This window comes from Novosphingobium profundi (assembly GCF_020524485.1).
In the GTDB taxonomy this organism is placed as follows: Bacteria; Pseudomonadota; Alphaproteobacteria; order Sphingomonadales; family Sphingomonadaceae; genus Novosphingobium; species Novosphingobium profundi_A.
The window spans coordinates 241,919-258,885 of the sequence record NZ_JAIVLF010000003.1; the positions used below are offsets into that span (position 1 = coordinate 241,919).

General features: G+C 67.9%; 17 protein-coding genes. 12 read left to right on the forward strand and 5 right to left on the reverse strand.

Annotated features, from left to right (window positions below):
* Positions 1–56 precede the first annotated feature (56 nt).
* Positions 57–1,913, reverse strand: a complete 1,857-nt coding sequence (locus LC060_RS07335) for an ABC transporter transmembrane domain-containing protein (RefSeq protein WP_226634063.1) — start codon at positions 1,911–1,913, stop codon at positions 57–59.
* Positions 1,914–2,161: 248 nt separating this feature from the next.
* Here LC060_RS07335 and LC060_RS07340 point away from each other — a divergent pair, with 248 nt between their 5' ends.
* The 5 genes from LC060_RS07340 to LC060_RS07360 all read left to right on the forward strand — a co-directional run bounded on the left by LC060_RS07340 (position 2,162) and on the right by LC060_RS07360 (position 6,608).
* Positions 2,162–3,421, forward strand: a complete 1,260-nt coding sequence (locus LC060_RS07340) for a polyhydroxyalkanoate depolymerase (protein ID WP_226634064.1) — start codon at positions 2,162–2,164, stop codon at positions 3,419–3,421.
* A 121-nt stretch (positions 3,422–3,542) separates the two neighbouring features.
* A complete protein-coding gene (locus tag LC060_RS07345) occupies positions 3,543–4,181 on the forward strand; it encodes a murein L,D-transpeptidase catalytic domain-containing protein (protein WP_148627369.1) in 639 nt (212 codons plus the stop codon).
* Between the two features lie 149 nt (positions 4,182–4,330).
* Entirely contained in the window at positions 4,331–4,945 is a 615-nt protein-coding gene (locus tag LC060_RS07350) for a TetR/AcrR family transcriptional regulator (protein ID WP_226634066.1), read from the forward strand.
* A gap of 41 nt (positions 4,946–4,986) precedes the next feature.
* Positions 4,987–6,009: an XdhC family protein gene (locus tag LC060_RS07355; RefSeq protein WP_226634071.1), complete on the forward strand. Its 1,023-nt coding sequence runs from the start codon at positions 4,987–4,989 to the stop codon at positions 6,007–6,009.
* Between the two features lie 38 nt (positions 6,010–6,047).
* Positions 6,048–6,608 carry an NTP transferase domain-containing protein gene (locus tag LC060_RS07360; RefSeq protein ID WP_226635266.1) on the forward strand — a complete coding sequence of 187 codons (561 nt, stop codon included), beginning with the start codon at positions 6,048–6,050 and terminating at the stop codon, positions 6,606–6,608.
* A 3-nt stretch (positions 6,609–6,611) separates the two neighbouring features.
* On the opposite strand, the gene LC060_RS07365 is transcribed toward LC060_RS07360, so the two are convergent.
* Complete coding sequence (locus LC060_RS07365) at positions 6,612–7,181, reverse strand: YqgE/AlgH family protein (RefSeq protein ID WP_226634073.1); 570 nt, start codon at positions 7,179–7,181, stop codon at positions 6,612–6,614.
* A gap of 130 nt (positions 7,182–7,311) precedes the next feature.
* On the opposite strand from LC060_RS07365, the gene LC060_RS07370 reads away from it, so the two are divergent.
* From LC060_RS07370 to LC060_RS07385, 4 genes are all read left to right on the forward strand, one after another.
* Positions 7,312–9,363, forward strand: a complete 2,052-nt coding sequence (locus tag LC060_RS07370) for a TonB-dependent receptor plug domain-containing protein (RefSeq protein WP_226634074.1) — start codon at positions 7,312–7,314, stop codon at positions 9,361–9,363.
* A gap of 48 nt (positions 9,364–9,411) precedes the next feature.
* Positions 9,412–10,008: a (2Fe-2S)-binding protein gene (locus tag LC060_RS07375; protein WP_226634076.1), complete on the forward strand. Its 597-nt coding sequence runs from the start codon at positions 9,412–9,414 to the stop codon at positions 10,006–10,008.
* Between the two features lie 10 nt (positions 10,009–10,018).
* Complete coding sequence (gene arsC, locus LC060_RS07380) at positions 10,019–10,363, forward strand: arsenate reductase (glutaredoxin) (RefSeq protein WP_226634078.1); 345 nt, start codon at positions 10,019–10,021, stop codon at positions 10,361–10,363.
* A gap of 113 nt (positions 10,364–10,476) precedes the next feature.
* The gene (locus LC060_RS07385; protein WP_226634085.1) at positions 10,477–11,109 is read left to right on the forward strand and encodes a class I SAM-dependent methyltransferase; all 633 of its coding nucleotides are present in this window, start codon (positions 10,477–10,479) and stop codon (positions 11,107–11,109) included.
* A 93-nt stretch (positions 11,110–11,202) separates the two neighbouring features.
* Here the strand turns inward: LC060_RS07385 and LC060_RS07390 are convergent, their stop codons facing one another.
* Positions 11,203–12,051, reverse strand: a complete 849-nt coding sequence (locus LC060_RS07390; RefSeq protein ID WP_226634087.1) for a lipoyltransferase — start codon at positions 12,049–12,051, stop codon at positions 11,203–11,205.
* A gap of 122 nt (positions 12,052–12,173) precedes the next feature.
* On the opposite strand from LC060_RS07390, the gene lipB reads away from it, so the two are divergent.
* Positions 12,174–12,857, forward strand: a complete 684-nt coding sequence (lipB, locus tag LC060_RS07395; RefSeq protein ID WP_226634093.1) for a lipoyl(octanoyl) transferase LipB — start codon at positions 12,174–12,176, stop codon at positions 12,855–12,857.
* Positions 12,854–13,189 carry a hypothetical protein gene (locus LC060_RS07400; RefSeq protein WP_226634095.1) on the forward strand — a complete coding sequence of 112 codons (336 nt, stop codon included), beginning with the start codon at positions 12,854–12,856 and terminating at the stop codon, positions 13,187–13,189. The genes lipB and LC060_RS07400 overlap by 4 nt, the downstream gene beginning before the upstream one ends.
* Here LC060_RS07400 and LC060_RS07405 read toward each other — a convergent pair.
* Positions 13,186–14,124 (reverse strand): HpcH/HpaI aldolase/citrate lyase family protein, encoded by a 939-nt coding sequence (locus LC060_RS07405; RefSeq protein WP_226634097.1) that lies wholly within the window; start codon positions 14,122–14,124, stop codon positions 13,186–13,188. The genes LC060_RS07400 and LC060_RS07405 overlap by 4 nt on opposite strands.
* A 191-nt stretch (positions 14,125–14,315) precedes the next feature.
* Positions 14,316–15,482, reverse strand: a complete 1,167-nt coding sequence (locus tag LC060_RS07410) for an N-acetyltransferase (RefSeq protein ID WP_226634099.1) — start codon at positions 15,480–15,482, stop codon at positions 14,316–14,318.
* 176 nt (positions 15,483–15,658) lie between these two features.
* Here LC060_RS07410 and LC060_RS07415 point away from each other — a divergent pair, with 176 nt between their 5' ends.
* On the forward strand, positions 15,659–16,795 hold the full coding sequence (locus tag LC060_RS07415; protein ID WP_226634101.1) for a fatty acid desaturase family protein: 1,137 nt from the start codon (positions 15,659–15,661) through the stop codon (positions 16,793–16,795).
* The last annotated feature ends 172 nt before the right edge of the window (positions 16,796–16,967 follow it).

Here is a 16,967-nt window from a genome sequence, read left to right on the forward strand (position 1 = left end):
GGCAAGATAATTGCAAATTGGCGCAACGCCAGCGCGCAAGCTGGCCACCCATGTCGTTAGCCGAGCGCTGTGGCCCGTTCGTCGAACTGGAGCGAGGCGAGCCGTGCATAGAGACCGCCCGCCTGCGTGAGCGCGGCGTGGGTCCCCTGCTCGACGATTCGCCCGCCATCCATGACCACGATCCGGTCCGCCTCGCGCACGGTAGAAAGGCGGTGCGCGATGACGAGCGTGGTGCGGCTCTGCATCAGCGTGTCGAGCGCGTCCTGCACCAGCCGCTCGCTTTCGGCATCGAGCGCGCTCGTCGCCTCGTCCAGGAGCAGGATCGGCGCGTCGCGCAAGAGCGCGCGGGCAATCGCGATGCGCTGGCGCTGGCCACCCGACAGGCGCGCCCCGTCCTCGCCCAGGAACGTGTCGAGCCCGTCCGGGAGCATGCCCAGGAAGTCCTCGGCGTTGGCCGCGCGCGCGGCCTCCCAGATCATCGCATCGTCCGCGTCGGGCTGGCCGTAGCGCAGGTTTTCGCGCGCGCTGGCGGCAAACAGCACGCCTTCCTGCGGGACCAGCGCAATGCGCGCGCGCACGTCGCTCGGGTCCGCCGAAGAAAGCGGCACGCCGTCGATCTTCACCACGCCCCCCTGCGGGTCATAGAAACGCTCGGCGAGCTGGAACAGCGTGGACTTGCCCGCGCCGGACGGGCCGACGATGGCGACCGTCTCGCCCGGCTCGACGGTCAGGCTGAAGTCGACCAGCGCAGCCATGTCGGGCCGGGTGGGATAGCGGAAGGTGACCTTCTCGAAAGCAATCTTGCCGCGCGGCGGCACGGGCAGTGTTTGCGGGCGCGCGGGCGCCGCGATCTCGGGCTCCTCGGAGAGCAGCTCGGCCAGGCGGCTGGCCGCGCCTGCCCCGCGCACGAGGTCGCCATAGACTTCGGTCAGCGAACCGAACGCGCCCGCCACGATACCCGCCGTGACGACGAAGGCGGCGATGGTGCCGCCCGTGATCGTGCCTTCGGCAACGCCGATGGCGCCGCGCCACATGATGATCGTGATCGAGCCGAAGATGAGGAACATCATCACCGCGGTCATCACCGCGCGAATGAGGATACGCTTGCGGCCGGTATCGAAGGTGCGCTCCACCGCCGCGCTGAAACGCCCGCCCTCGCGCTCCTGCTGGTTGAAGGCCTGGACCACGCGCAAGGCGCCCAGCACTTCGGCGGTCATCGCGCCGATGTCGGCGACACGGTCCTGGCTCTTGCGCGCGACGACACGCAGGCGCCGCCCGAAGACGGTGATCGGCACGATCACCACAGGGATAGCGACAAGGAGCCCCGCCGTCAGACTGGGCGCAAGCGCGAAGAGGAAGAGCACGCCCCCTGTCGCCATGATCGCGTTGCGCAGCGCGACCGAGACGGTGGTGCCCACCACCTGTTCGATGATCGCGGTGTCCGCGGTCATGCGCGAGGCGATTTCCTTGGGGCTGTTCTCCTCGAAGAAACCGGGGGCAAGCGCGAGGAGGTGGCGCTGGACGCGCAGGCGGATGTCGGCGACCACGCGCTCGCCCAGCCAGGACACCGAGTAGAAACGGATCGAGGTCGCAATGGCAAGGACCACCACCACGCCCAGCAGCATCAGGAACCAGGAGCGGATGACGTCGTGATCGGCGCCTTGCGCGAAGCCCTGGTCGATCACGCTGCGAAAGCCATAGGGGATTGCCAGCGTCGACATCGCCGAGACGACGAGCGCGATGCCCGCCACGGCCATCCGGCCGGGATACTTGAAGAGTTCGCGCCAGACCATTGCGAGCGGGCGCAGCGAGCGCCGGGGGCGTTTGGGCGTCGCGTCCTCGCGGGGGACGGGCTCTTCCCTGCGGGAGGCGGGTGTCTCGATGCTCTCGGCCGGACCGTCTGGGGCTTGCATGATCCAGCGCCTTACAAGGTCCGAACGGCAAGGGAAAGGGCAAGTCGCGCGCCCCGGCTTTCAGGCTGCATTCACGGTCACCCGCCAATATACCAAAGGATACGAAGCGCTTAGCGCAGTTGCGCAAGGCTTATCGTCTTTTCACCTTGGACTATTCGGTAATGCCGCATTGCACGGCCACGCTTTAGAGACCAGATAGCGCCTAGAAATGGCATGCCGCCTCCCCCCGGGCGGCCAGGAGATACCACTTGCTTTACAACGCCTACGAATTGCAGCGCACCATGCTCAGCGGCGCGGCGGCCTGGGCTTCGGTCGGCGCCGAGCTCTTGACGAATCCTTCCCTGCCCATGGGTTACATGGGCTTCGGCAACTACATGGCCTCGGCCCTCGACGTCTTCGCGCACGCCACCGCACCGCGTGGAAAGCCCGCCTTCGACATCGAATCGGTCGAAGTGGATGGAAAGCTCCACGCGGTTACCGAATCGATTGTCCTGCACCGCCCCTTCGGCAACCTGCTGCGCTTCGAGCGCGCCGGGCTTCCCAAGGACGCCCCGCGCCTCCTGATCGCGGCCCCCATGAGCGGCCACTACGCGACGCTCCTGCGCGGCACGGTCGCGCGGATGGTGGAGAGCTGCGTCGTCTACATCACCGACTGGGCCGACGCGAAGATGGTGCCCGAAAGCGAAGGCCGCTTCGATCTCGACGACTATATCGACTACCTGATCGGCTTCCTGGAGTTCATCGGCCCCAACACGCACATGCTCGCCGTGTGCCAGCCCTCGGTGCCCGCCTTTGCGGCGGCCGCCGTCATGGGCAAGCACAAGAACCCGTGCCGGCCGGCCACACTCACCATGATGGGCGGCCCCATCGACACCCGCGAGGCGCCCACCAGCGTCAACGACGTGGCGATGAACCAGCCGCTGTCGTGGTTCAAGCACAACGTCATTGCCACCGTGCCGCTGTCCTATCCGGGCGCGGGCCGCGAGGTCTATCCCGGCTTTCTGCAGCTCGCCGGCTTCATGGCAATGAACCTGGGCAACCACATGATGAGCCACTACGGCATGTTCAAGCACCTCGTCGAAGGCGACGGGGAAAGCGCGGGCGCGACCAAGGCCTTCTACGATGAATACCGCTCGGTCTGTGACATGACCGCCGACTTCTACCTGCAAACGGTCGAGCACGTCTTCCAGAAGCACTCGCTGCCCAAGGGCGAGTTCGTCCACCGCGGCGAGGTGATCGATCCGGGCGCGATCCGCGACACCGCGCTGCTTGCCGTCGAGGGCGAGAAGGACGACATTTCCGGCATCGGCCAGACCCGCGCGGCGCTGCACCTTGCGCCCAACCTGCCCGAGGCGAAGAAGCGCTACTACCTCGCCGAGAAGGTCGGCCACTACGGCATCTTCAACGGTTCGAAGTGGCGCGGGCGCATCGCCCCGGTACTCGAGGACTGGATGCGCGCCCACCCCACGGTCGAGCCCGCCAGGAAGGCGAGCAAGGCCAAGGCCTGACCGACAGGCCCTCGCGGATCGGCGCAAGGGGGCGGGGCAGGCGACAGGACGCCTTCCCGGCTCGCCGATCCGCACGCCTCCCCGCTGGCGCACGGACGCCCGGCGTGGTATTTTCGCCAGCATGAACCCACTGCTTGGCCGACGACATTTCCTCCACGGCAGCCTCGGCGCCGGGCTTGCCCTGACCCTTCCGGGCCGGGCACTGGCCGCAACTGCGCCCGCGGCCGCTGCATCCACCACGCCTTATGAGCGCCGCGTGCTCGAAGCCGCGCACGCCCAGGCCGCGCGCGTCGGCGATGCGGTGTGGCGCAAGGACATCGTGGGCATGGCCGATTTCGCCCTGCCCTCGTGGAAGCCGCGCCTGCACTTTGCCAACCTGGAGAACGGCACGGTCCGCTCGTTCCTGCTCGCCCACGGGCGCGGCTCGGACCCGGAGCACAGCGGCTGGCTGCAATCCTTCTCGAACGAGCCGGGATCGCTCGCCACCTCGCGCGGGGCCTTCCTCACCTGCGAATGGTACAAGGGCAAGTACGGCACCTCGATCCGCCTCGTTGGCCTCGATGACGACAACTCGGCCGCGCTCGAACGCCTGATCGTGGTCCACCCGGCCTGGTACGCCGATGCCGCGATGCTCGACAAGTACGGCAAGCTGGGGCGCAGCGAAGGCTGCTTCGCGATGGGCGATGCCGATTTCAAGCAGGCGCTCTGGCACCTCTCGGGCGGACGCCTGCTCTATGCGGATCGCATCGGCGAGGACTGAGGCGGCGGGGGGCTGAATGCCCCGCATGTTAAGGACCATAAGCCCCGAAATTGCCGTTTTTCACCTCGAAAATTCGCTTGGCGACCATTCCCGCAATTAACCGGCGCGTTTGTTAGACAGTCATCAGACCCGGTGATACGCGCCCGGACATGGAGAAAAACCTCACGGCCCTCAAGCAGGAGGCACCCACCGACGCACGTCAGGTCCGTTCGCGCAAGGCGCTGAACGCGGCCCTGCTCGACCTGCTGGCCCAGCGCACCTTCGACGAGCTCACCATTCGCGAGATCACCGCGCGGGCGGGCACCGGCTACGCGACGTTTTTCCGGCACTTCAGCACCAAGGAAGCGCTGCTTTCCGACCTCGTCGTCGACCCCATCGACGAACTGCTCACCCGCACGCTCGCCCTGCTCGACAGGCCGCGGAGCAGCGATGGACCCAGCGTGCGCGAACTGTGCGCCTGGGTCGCGGGCGACCGCACGTTCTGGGCCCCGCTCCTCACCGGAGGCGCGGCCGGGCTCGTGCGTTCGGAATTCCTGCGCCAGGCCCGGGAACGTGCCGCAGCCGGCCATGGCCTCCACCGCGAGGACACCTGGCTTCCCGCCGACCTCGCGCTGGTCCACGGGGTCAGCTCGGTCATCGGCGTGCTCACCTGGTGGCTGCGCCAGGGCGAGGACGGCAGCCTTGAGCAGGTTGCCATGATCCTCGACCGCATGGTAATTGCCCCGATCACGCAGGACGCAGCTGTCGAGACAACGCTGTCCTGAGAACGGGACACCACCGGACAGACCACGGGCGCCACCAACGCATGACACAAACCGAGATCGCGGCGCCCTTCGCCGAGATTGCCGACGCCGACTGGCCGACTTTCGGCTGGAGCGATGATATTCGCCCCGCGCTTGCGCGCGCGCTCGAGGCCGGGCACCCCGCCGCCCTGGCCACGCTCTACAAGGTCGAAGGCAGCGCCCCGCGCGGTCCCGGCTCGCAGATGCTCTTCACCGCCCAGGACACCGACGCGGCGCGCATTGCCGCAAGCGGCTACTTCTCGGGCGACTGCATCGAGGGCGATGTGGCGAGCCACGCCGCCGCCGTCCTGGCCGATGGCCAGCCGCGCCGCCTCCACTACGGCACCGGCAGCCCCTGGATCGACATTCGCCTGCGCTGCGGCGGCGCGCTCTTCATCCTGGTCGAGCGCATCGCGCCCGATTGCCCGGCCGCAAAGGCCCTGCTCGACCATGCCCGCGCCCGCACCTCGTGTCGCTGGATCAGCGATGGCACCACACGCCAGGTCGAAACTGGCCGCGGCCCGCTCCTGGACCTGGAAGACGCCGACGCGGTGCGCCTTGCCCGCCGCTTCGATCCGCCGCGCCGCCTGATCGTCTCGGGCGGGGATCCCGGCGCCCTTGCCGCAGCACAACTGGCCGCGCTCAGCCAGTTCGAGACCATTCTCGTGCGCCCCGATGGCCCGGCCAGCCCGCCGCCCTTCCCGGTTTCGCAGTACCGCCGCGAGGACCCGGCCCGCGCGCTGGAGCAGCTCGGCCTCGACCGCTGGACTGCCTATCTTGGCGCCACGCATGAGGACCACCACGATCTTGGCGGCTGTCTTGCCGCGCTTCGCGGGCAGGCAGGCTACGTGGCCATGATCGGCGCGCGTTCGCGCGCCCCGGCCCGCCTTGCCGCGCTGGAAGCAGCTGGCGCGAACCCGGACGAACTCGCGCGCCTGCGCCTCTCGCCGGGCATCACGGGGCTGGGTAAATCGCCCTGGGAAGTCGCCACCGGGATCATCGCCGAGATCATGCAGGCTCTGAACCCGGCCGGAGAGCGCGCCTGAGCGCGCCTCCCACCCCGCCCGCGCGCGCCGCGCTGGTCCTGGCGGCGGGCTCGGCACGGCGGTTCGGCTCGGACAAGCTTTCGGCAACCTTCGAGGGCGAGCCGCTGGTCCACCACGCCATCCGCACAGCCTGCGCCGCGCCGGTGGACAAGGTCCTCGTCGCCGCGCGCCCCGACCTCGACCTTTCACAATGGCAGGCGCCCGAAGGGGCCCCGCCCGTCACGATCCTGCGCGTGGAAAGCCAAGCGCTGTCCACCACGCTCAAGGCGGGCGTCGCGGCCTTGGGCGATGTGGACGCGCTCTTCGTGTTCCTGGGCGACATGCCGCGCGTACCCAGCGAAGAAGCCGCGCATCTGGCCCGGATCCTCGCTGACAACTTCGCCGCCTTGCCACGCCATGGGGGCAAGCCCGGGCATCCGGTCCTGCTCTCCGCGCGCGCGCTGGCCGACGTTCCCACGCTCACGGGCGATGCCGGTGCCGGACAGATCCTGCGTGGGCGCGCCGATGTCGTCTTTCACGAGACGCAAGATCCCGCCGTCCGGCTCGACATCGACCGCCCGGAAGACCTTGCGCGCCTCAAGCACGAGGCCGAAGACTGAGGCTCAGGCGTTGCCCGTCTGGCTTGAGAGAAGCCCCGGATCGATGCCCTCGTGCTTCCAGGCCCCGGCCCAGCGCGCTTCAGGGGAGGTGTCGAAGAGAACCTCGCGGCTGCCTTGCGCGGCGTACCAGCCGTGGTGGCGCATTTCCTCTTCCAACTGCCCCGGCGCCCAGCCCGCATAGCCCAGCGCCATGACCCACTGGCTGGGCCCGCGCCCCTGGGCAATCGCGCGCAGGATATCCATCGAGGCCGAGAGCGCGCACAAGGGGCCATCTTGGGCGTGAACCTCGATCGAATCTCCGCCACCCCAGTCGAGCGAATGCAGCACGAACCCGCGCCCCGGCTCCACCGGACCGCCGTTCAGCACCGCGCAGTCGGGTGCAAGTGCCGTGTCGAGGCCAAGATCGTCGAGAATGGCGTGGAAGGTCACGCCCTCGCGCGCCTCGCCCACGTTGATGCCCAGCGCGCCATGTTCGTCGTGCACGCACAGCACGTTGACCGAACGCTCGAAACGCGGATCGAACATGCCCGGCATGGCCAGGAGCATGCGGCCGGCAAGATACTGTCCTTCCATCACCCTTTTGGACTCTACCCGTCTGCCCGCGCGCGACAAGGTGCAAGTCCTCCTTTTCGCCCGCACGGGGTGAATAAAGTCGCGACAAGGGGTTGTTCGCGCCGCATCGGCAATTAAGCCTGCCCGGATCATGAAAACGACAAGAATGCACAGCCTGTTCGGCACCACCGCCCTCGTTCTCGGCCTCGTTGCAAGCAGCAACGCGCTGGCCGCGGACGCCGAGGCCCCCGCGGCGATGGAGAGCGCCGATGCAGGGCCCATCATCGTCACCGGCCACGGCCTTGCCGAAAGCCCGGCGACCGTCGCCTATGATGTCGAGACCATCGCGCGCGACGAGCTTGTGTCCAGCGCCTCGGGCCGGATCGAGGATGTCCTCTCCTCGGTCGCGGGCTTCCAGCAGTTCCGCCGCTCCGACAGCCGCTCCTCGAACCCGTCCGCACAAGGCGCGACGCTGCGCGCGCTGGGCGGCAATGCGTCGAGCCGCGCGCTGGTCCTCCTTGACGGCGTACCCGTCTCCAACCCCTTCTTCGGCTACGTGCCCTTCACCGCACTTGCACCCGAACGCCTGTCCTCGGTGCGCGTCACGCGCGGCGGCGGCGCGGGCGCCTTTGGCAGCGGCGCGATCTCGGGCACGATCGAGCTGATGAGCGCAGGCCCCGAGACACTTGGCGCCTTTTCGGGCACCGCGCTCGTCAACGACCGGGGCGGCACGCAAGGCTCGGCCAGCACCGCGCAGAAACTGGGCAAGGGCTTCATCGTGGCGGGCGTGCAATGGGACCGGGGCCAGGGCTTCTGGACGACCCCTAAGGACCAGCGCGTGGACGCCTCCGCGCGCGCGGCCTACGAGAGCCTGTCCGGCTCGCTGCGTGCAGTCGCCCCGCTGGGCGAGACGCTGGAGATCCAGGCCTCGGCGCTTGTCTACGACGACCAGCGCACGTTGCGCTTCGAGGATGCGGACAGCTCGGCCTCGGGCCAGCAGGCGAGCCTTCGCCTCGTGGGCCGGGGGGAATGGCAGTTCGACGTGCTGGGCTACGTGCAGGCGCAGGACTTTTCCAACCGCGTGATCAGCTCCACCCGCTTCGTGCGTGCGCTGGAACAGATCAAGACGCCCACGCTGGCAACCGGCGGCAAGTTCGAACTGCGCCCGCCGGTAGGTGCCGACCACGTGCTGCGCCTGGGCGCCGATATCCGCCTTGTCGGCGGGCATCTCGCCGAGGCGCCCTACAGCACCTTCACCGGCCAGCAGACCGCCTTTCGCCGCGCGGGCGGCGACCAGTCGGACCTCGGGCTCTTCATCGAGGACGACTGGACGCTGGGCAACCTCGTCCTCACCGCAGGCGCGCGCGCGGACCGCTCGACGATCCGCAACGGCTTCTACCGCGAACTGGATGCCGCAGGTTCGCTCAACGAGGACACCCGCCACCCCGACCGTTCGGGCTGGGACGGCAGTTTCCGAGGCGGCGCGCTGTGGACGGTGAGCCCTGCGATCCGCCTGCGCGCAGCGGCCTACACCAGCCTGCGCCTGCCCACGCTCAATGAACTCTACCGCCCCTTCGTGGTCTTCCCGGTGACCACCAACGCCAACGCCGATCTCGCCCCTGAAAAGCTGCGCGGCTATGAAGCGGGTGTGGAGCTGACGCCCGCCGAGGGCCTGCGCCTTGCCGTCACAGCCTTCGACAACAAGGTGAAGAACGCGATCGCCAACGTCACGCTCGATGAAACGACGCGCCAGCGCCAGAACGTCGATGCCATCCGCGCGCGCGGGATCGAGGCCACCGCGGCATTGACCGTGGGGACCGTCAGCTTCGACGGCTCGCTCGCCTGGACCGATGCCAAGGTTGAGGCCCAGGGCATCCAGGCCGCGCTTGACGGGATGCGCCCCTCGCAGGTCCCGCGCCTCGCCGCGAGCGCCACGCTGGGCTGGAAGCCGCGCGCGGGCTGGCATCTGGCCGCCACGCTGCGCCATGTCGGCAAACAGTACGAGGACGACCAGGAAAGCCAGCCGCTTCGCGCCGCGACCACGCTCGATGCCTTCGCGCAGGTGCCTCTGGCCGGCCCGCTCGCACTGATCCTGCGCGGCGAGAACCTGTTCGACGAGACCATCGTCACGCGCAACCAGTCGGGCTCGATGGATCTGGGCACCCCGCGCACCCTCTGGGCGGGCTTTCGGGTGGAGATTTGACACCCCGGCTCTGGTACTTGTCCTGAGAGGTCCCTAAATACACCGGCCATGTCCCGCCTGACCGTCAACGAACGTCCCGTCGAATTCGACATGGACCCGCAGACCCCGCTGCTGTGGGCGCTGCGCGATGCCGCGAACCTGACCGGCACCAAGTACGGCTGCGGCAATGGCGACTGCGGCGCGTGCACCGTCCATGTCGACGGGGCGGCGCTGCGCGCCTGCCTCATCACCCTGGCCGAGTGCGAGGGACGCTTTGTCACCACCATCGAGGGCCTTGCGCGCGACCGCTCGCACCCGGTGCAGCAGGCGCTGGTGGCCGAACAGGCGATCCAGTGCGGCTTCTGCACGCCGGGCATCGTCATGGCGGCCGCCGCGCTTCTCAAGGCCAACGCCAACCCGAGCGAGGCCGAGATCGCGGCCGCCATCCCGAACCTGTGCCGCTGCGGCGTGACACCCCGCCTCGTGCGCGCCATTTCGCGCGCCGCGCGCGTCCAACGCCGCGAGGAGACGATCAGCGCCGCGCCCGCGCCGGGCATCCCGACCGATGCTGCCGCGCGCAACGTACCCGCGCTGACGCCCGGCGAGGCAGCCCAGACCAATTCCCATCCCGCGGCCCGCCCCACGGCGGACCGCCCAGCCACCTGAGGAGAGATCCATGAAGGCCACCATCTGGCACAACCCCAAGTGCGGCACCTCGCGCAAGACCCTCGCCATTCTGGAAGAGACGCCGGGCGTCGAGGTCGAGGTCATCGAGTACCTCAAGACCCCGCCGAGCGCCGAGAAGCTCGCGCAGCTCTACAAGGACGCCGGGATCACCCCGCAGGCGGGTCTGCGCACGCGCGGCACCGATGCCATCGAGCGCGGTCTTCCCGAAGCCTCGGACGCCGATGTGCTTGCCGCGATGAGTGCCGAACCGATCCTCATCGAGCGTCCGCTGGTCGAGACCGACAAGGGCGTGCGGCTGTGCCGTCCGCAGGAAAAGGTCGCCGAAATCCTGTAAGAACGAAGCGGTTATAAACCCGCTTCACCCCGCCCTGCCTTGCAATGCGACGGCTAATCTGCCACCGCAAGGCACATCCATGACACAGAAGAACCGCGAGGTTACGCGCCAGCATGTCCAGCACTGAGCTTGCCCGGGAGGCCCTGCCCCAAAGGATCAAGCGTAAAGTCAAGAACGCCCTAGGCCCCTGGGGCGTCTTCCTCGAAGGGTTCGTCCGTCATCCGGTCATGGTCGGCTCGATCGTTCCCTCTTCGCGGTTCGTGATCCGCAAGATGCTGGCACCTGTCGATTGGGACAACTGCAAGCTCTTCGTCGAATACGGCCCGGGCGTGGGCACCTTCTGCCAGCCCGTGCTCGACCGCCTGCCGCGCGACGGCATGCTGCTGGTCATCGACACCAACCCGGACTTCATCGAGTATCTGCGCCGCACGATCACCGACAGCCGCTTCGTTGCGGTGCTCGGCTCGGCTGCGGACGTCGAGGATATCGTCAAGGCGCATGGCCACGAGAAGGCCGACTACGTGCTTTCCGGCCTGCCCTTCTCGACCCTGCCCGATGGCGTGGGTCCGGCCATCGCAGCGGCCACGCACCGCGTGATTCGCAAGGGCGGCGCGTTCCTCGTCTACCAGTTCACGCCGCGCGCACGCGACTTCATGGCCCGCCACTTCACGCGCATCGACAGCGGCCTTGAAATGATCAACGTGCCGCCGTGCTGCATGTACTGGGGCTGGAAGGACGAAGACTGAGCTCTCTTCTTCCCGCACGGCACTCCACATACGAAAAGGCCCGCCCGACCATCCGGTCCGGCGGGCCTTTTCGTAGGGAGGCCACGGCAAGCCTCAGTCGAAGAGGCTGGCCTGCCCGTCGGGCGTGGCGCGCGAAAGCTGGGCGTGCACGCGCACCAGCACCGCGACCAGCAGCACGTTGCTGACCGCTCCGATCAGCCCGGCAACGACGCCGGCCAGGAAGTTCGTCACCGCGCCCGCCCCGAAGACGAGCGAGAGCGGGGTAATGAGCAGCAGCGAGACCATGAAGCTGATCGCCAGGTATCCCAGCATCAGCAGCGCGTAGAAGCCCAGAAGACGCGGCGTGTGCCCGCCTGTCAGCTCCCACGACCGGCGCATGGCCGCCACCGGGTTCGAGAGGCCCTCGCGCACGATCACGGGGACGAGCAGCGAAAGGCGCACCGCCGACCAGATCGACACGCCGAACACGCCGATCAGCATGACCACGCCGCCGAGCGACGCCCCGGCCGTCCCCGCCACCAGCGAGCCGAGCGCGACCAGAAGGCCCAGCACGAAGGAGACCAGTGTGATCCCCACGATATAAAGTAGCGTCGTGCCGATCAGCGTGGGCAGAGCGCGAAGGGCCACCGAGATCGCCTCGCCCACGCTTGGCCGTCCGCCCACGCCCAGGATCACCGCGACGGCGAGATAGCCGACGAACTGGACCAGCATGCCCCCGATCCCGAAAGCCAGGATCGTGCCCAGGTTCGCCGAAATCAGTGCCTCCAGCCCCTCGCTGTCCTGCGCCAGCGCCATCATCTGCTGCTGGATATCGGCCAGGAACACGCTGGAAAGCAGCGCGGGCAGCAGGAAGAAGACGCCCGCGAGCGCCATCAGCACATCGCGGTTGGCGCGGACTCTGGCCACGGCCTCGTTCCAGGCCAGGTTGCTGTCGAACTGCATTGCCATCTCCTTCTCGCCCCTCGCCTTCTCGCGCCGGGCGTCATCTCGCAATCGCGGTCTTAGGGATAGTTGCCTTGTGAATCCACTTGATATGAACGCACGGAAGGGCCACGCAGCGAGGCATGAACACCATCCAGACTCTGCCCGGGGACATCGAGCTGCGCATCAGCCGCGAACCTGTCCCCTACCGTGAGGCGCTGGCCGAGATGACCGAGCGCAACGCCGCAATTGCGGCAGGCGAAGCGCGCGAACTGATCTGGTTTCTCGAACATCCGCCTGTCTACACCGCTGGCACCAGCGCGGCCGTCTCCGACCTGCTCGACCCCCGCTTCGAGGTCGTCGAGGCCGGACGCGGCGGGCGCTACACCTACCATGGCCCGGGCCAGCGCGTGGTCTATGTCCTGCTCGACCTCAGGAAGCGCGCGCGCGATGCCCGCGGCTTCGTCCACGCTCTCGAAGGCTGGGTGATCGACACTCTCACCGACTTCGGCGTCGAGGGGTTCCGCAGCGAGGGGCGCATCGGCATCTGGACAAAGGACATCGACGGGCGCGAGGCCAAGATCGGCGCCATCGGCGTGCGCATCCGCAAGTGGGTGACGATGCATGGCTTTGCGGTCAACATTCATCCCGACCTCGCCCACTTCACCGGCATCGTGCCCTGCGGGATCGAGGAATTTGGCGTAACCAGCCTCAAGCGGCTGAACAAGGACGCGGAATTCGACGTGTGGGACAAGGCGCTGCTCGCACGGGCCGACGCCTTCCTCGGCGCGCTCGAAACCCGCTGCCCCAAGGAGACCCCGGCATGATCTGCATTTCGATGCGCCGCGCCGCCGCGCTGGGGCTCGCCCTTCCGCTCCTCGCCGGGCTTGCCGCCTGCAAGGACGATGCGCGTGAGGCGCCCGCCGCCGAGGCCGCACAAGGTGCCCAGCTGCTGGAGCGCTCGGTCGACGATGCCATGCCCGCCTACGACCAGCGCCGCTCCAAGGCGCCGCTCGCCGAGCCGGAACTGGCCGAACCGAACCCAAGGTCGGCATCGGCTGGGCCCGCGCAGGATAGCGAGGACACCGCCGAAGACACTACCGAGGAGGGGGCTCCCACACCGCAGGAGCCCTCCGCGCCTGAAGAGGACGCCGCTTAAGCGGGGCGCAGGATCGGCTGGCGGCGCAGGTCTTCCCCGCCCCGGCCATCGCGCTCGAACATCGCAATCGTGCGCCGCGCCAGGGCGAGGTGCGAGCGGTCGATCATCCGTCCGCGCAAGGGCAGCGAACCCACATGCGGGTTGCCTTCAAAGGCGGCGACAACATCGCGCGCCTCGACCAGTTCCTCCACCGAGGGAGTGAAGGCGGCATTGATCGTGGGAATCTGCGCGGGGTGGATCGCGAACATCCCCGAGAAGCCGTCCCCACGCGCGCCCTCGGCCGCTCTATTGGTACCGGCCTCGTTGTCGAAATCATCAAACGGCGCGTCGATGGCCATGACATCGCCGGCATGGGCGCTGAGCAGCGCCTGCACGCGCACGAAGCGAGCCGTATCGCTCCAGCCGCCCTGGAGCGTGCGCACCGCCTGGCCGCCCATGGCCGCGCTCAGGCCCGCCGCATTCCAGGTGAGGCCAACGACACGCTGATGGGCCGAGGAGGCGTATTCGGCAATCCGCAGCGCCGCACCCGGCGTCTCGCCGACAACCGGCATGATCCGCGTGGAATTGGCCGCAAGCCCCAGCCCCTGCTCGAACTCATAGACTTCGCTGGCCAGTTGGCGCACCGTTTCGGGCCCCGAGGCCTTGGGCAGGATCACCCCGTCGGGCGCAAAGGGCATCACCGCGGCCAGATCCTCGCGCACGTAGCCCGATTCCATGCTGTTGAGCCGCACCCAGCGGCCCATGCGCTGCTGCTCGATGACGTGCTGGCGATGCGCCGAGAGCCAGCCTGCGGCCAGGTCGCGCGCGCGCGCCTTCTCGCTCACCGGTACGGTGTCCTCCAGGTCGATCACGACGATGTCCGCCCCCGTCCCGATTGCCGTGCCGAGGCGTTCTTCACTGTTGCCCGGAACGAGGAGCCAGGACCTCGATTTCATGCCCATTGGTGCCCCATGCCCATTCATGCCCTTGCCACTATGCCCGAAGCGCGCCCCTTACGCACTTCGGGCCGCAGTCTAGCGTGAGCACAGTTAACATTTCCTGCAATTGAGCCTCGGCCGCGCGACGAAGGGCATCGGCAAGGCGGCTGGGAGAGCCATCGCCCTCGCCCTGCCCGAAATCGCCGCGATCAGAGCGCCTTTTCGTAGATCGCGTATTCGCGGTTGATCTGGCTGTCGATGGCGTCGGCAATCGCAACCATGCCCTGGTTGTCATCGAGGATCCAGCCGATCTCGGCCCGCTTCGCCCCGAATTTGGCGGTGGCCGAGCGGCGGATGAATTCGATCATCATGAAAGCGAGCTGGCTGGCGAGGCGCGAGGACTGCAGCTTCTTGCGCACGCCCATCAGCGGCACACGCATGTCCGCCGGATAGGGGCGGCGCAGCCACAGCAGCAGTTTGATGAGGCCCAGCACGCCGGGCTTGCCCTTCGCCCCATTCACCCGCTTCTGGATGCCGTTGAGGTCGGGCAGGGTCATCATGAAGGCCACCGGCTCGCCCTCGTACTCGGCGATGCGGATGAGCTCGGGATGGACCAGCGGCTTCAGAGCCTTGCCGGTGTGCGCGATCTCTTCTTCGGTAAAGGGCACGAAGCCCCAGTTGTCCGACCAGGCATCGTTGAGGATCTCGCAGATGATCCCCGCATCGCGGTCGAAATTCTTGAGATCGGCGTTGCGGATCGTGATCTTGGCGTTCTTCTCGCCCGAGGCGACGATGCGCTGGACGAGCCGCGGAAACTCCTTGGTCACGTCCAGGTCATAGGTATAGAGCGTCTTGGCGCGGGTATAGCCCTCGCCCTCGATCCAGCCCTGGTAGGCCGCGTTGTGGTGGCCCATCATCACCATCGGCGAATGATCGTGCCCCTTGACCAGAAGGCCCGGCTCTTCCCAGACCGAGAGGTTCATCGGCGCCAGCACGCGGGTCATGCCCTCGCGGCGCAGCCAGCCCTCGGCCGTGTCGATCAGCGCCTTGGCGACCTCGGCGTCCTCGGCCTCGATCGCGCCCCAGTTGCCGGTGCCCGGTCCCATGCCCTGCTCGACCGGCTGTTTCAGCGCCAGTTCATCGACCTGCGCCGATATGCGCCCCACGACGCGGCCCTCGCGGCGCGCCAGGAAGAGCTGGTGGCGGGCATGCTCGAAAAACGGGTTCTTGCCGGGCGTGAACTTGGCGATCTCCTCCGAGCGCAGGTTCGCGACCCAGTTTTGATCTGACGCATTGAGTCGATAACTGCAATCGACAAAGGCAGCCCGGTCGGCCTTGCTCGAAACCGGAGTGATGACTAGTTCGGCTTTGGCCACGATCCTGCCTTTGTTTGCGTGTAGGAAATGGGAATGAATTGAGGCGAACTGCGACCGGAACCGGTCTCTTGTCAAGCGGCGTACACGGTGAGGCTGTGCACGCCAAAGGCGAAAGGCGCCCGTTTCCGCCCCCGGATCGCCCCGACCTCGCGAAGGTCACAAGTGGAATTGATGAAATGAGTGCCCAGGAAGCCCTTGAAGTGAACCCGCAGCCTTGTGAAGGCGCCGCCGCCGCGCCCGCACAGGCGCACGTGCGTGCCGTCGCGCCGGGAACAGTCGGGAGCTGGCATGCCCAGATTCCCGAGGACCGCGCGATGCTGCGCGCCGCTGCCCAGCTGACGCGCGACATCGCCAAGGCCCGGCCCGAAATCTACTGGCCCGACATGCTCGGCTCGGCCGCGCTGGGTTACGCCGCGCTGGCGGGCGCGATCCTGGTGGAGAACACCATTCTTGCCGTGGCGCTGGGCCTGTTCGCCGCGATCGCGCTCTACCGCGCGCTCCTCTTCATCCACGAGATCACTCACATGCACCGCGATGCCCTGCCGGGTTTCCGCTTTGGCTGGAACCTCCTGGTGGGCATCCCGATGCTGATCCCCTCGTTCATGTACGAGGGCGTCCACGCGCAGCACCATTCGCGCAAGCGCTACGGCACCATCGCCGATCCCGAGTACCTGCCACTGGCGCTGATGAAGCCCTGGAGCCTGCCGGTCTTTGCCCTGACGGCGATCCTGCTGCCGCCGGCCCTGCTCATCCGCTCGGCCATCCTGGTGCCGCTCGGCGTCATCATCCCGCCGCTGCGTACGCTGGTGTGGGAGCGCGCCTCCGCGCTCGCTATCAACCCCCGCTACCGCCGCGAGAAGCCCAAGGGCGACTTTGCGCGCATGGTCTTCTGGCAGGAGCTGGGCTGCTCTCTCTGGGCCATCGCCGTCCTTGCCGCCAGCTACACCTACGGCTGGCGCCCGCTCCTCATCGCCCTTTCGGTGGTCTCGCTCACCGCCTTCCTCAACCAGGTCCGCACGCTGGTCGCGCACCTGTGGGAGAACGAGGGCGAGGAGATGACTCTGACCGCACAGTACCTCGATTCGGTGAACGTGCCCCCGCCCGGCTTCCTCTCGCCGCTCTGGGCGCCCGTCGGCCTGCGCTTCCACGCGCTGCACCACCTGCTGCCCTCGATGCCCTACCACTCGCTGACCGAGTGCCACCGGCGCCTGAGCGCCCACCTGGGTTTGGGATCGACTTACGAGAAGGCGAGCTACCCCGGCCTCCTGCCGCTCCTCGGGCGGCTCGTGCGCGGGACGATGTCGCGGCGCTGAGATACGAAAAAGCCGGCGCACCGCCGGCTTTTTTGTGGCTTTAAGGAATGGAATGATCCGAGGGCCATCGCCCTCGGGCTCCCAAAACTGTCTAGCTCACCTTGCCCACGCCAACGGCAGGCGAGAAAGGTGAGGTCGCCCATTTTGGGGTCAAGGGGCGATGGCCCCTTGA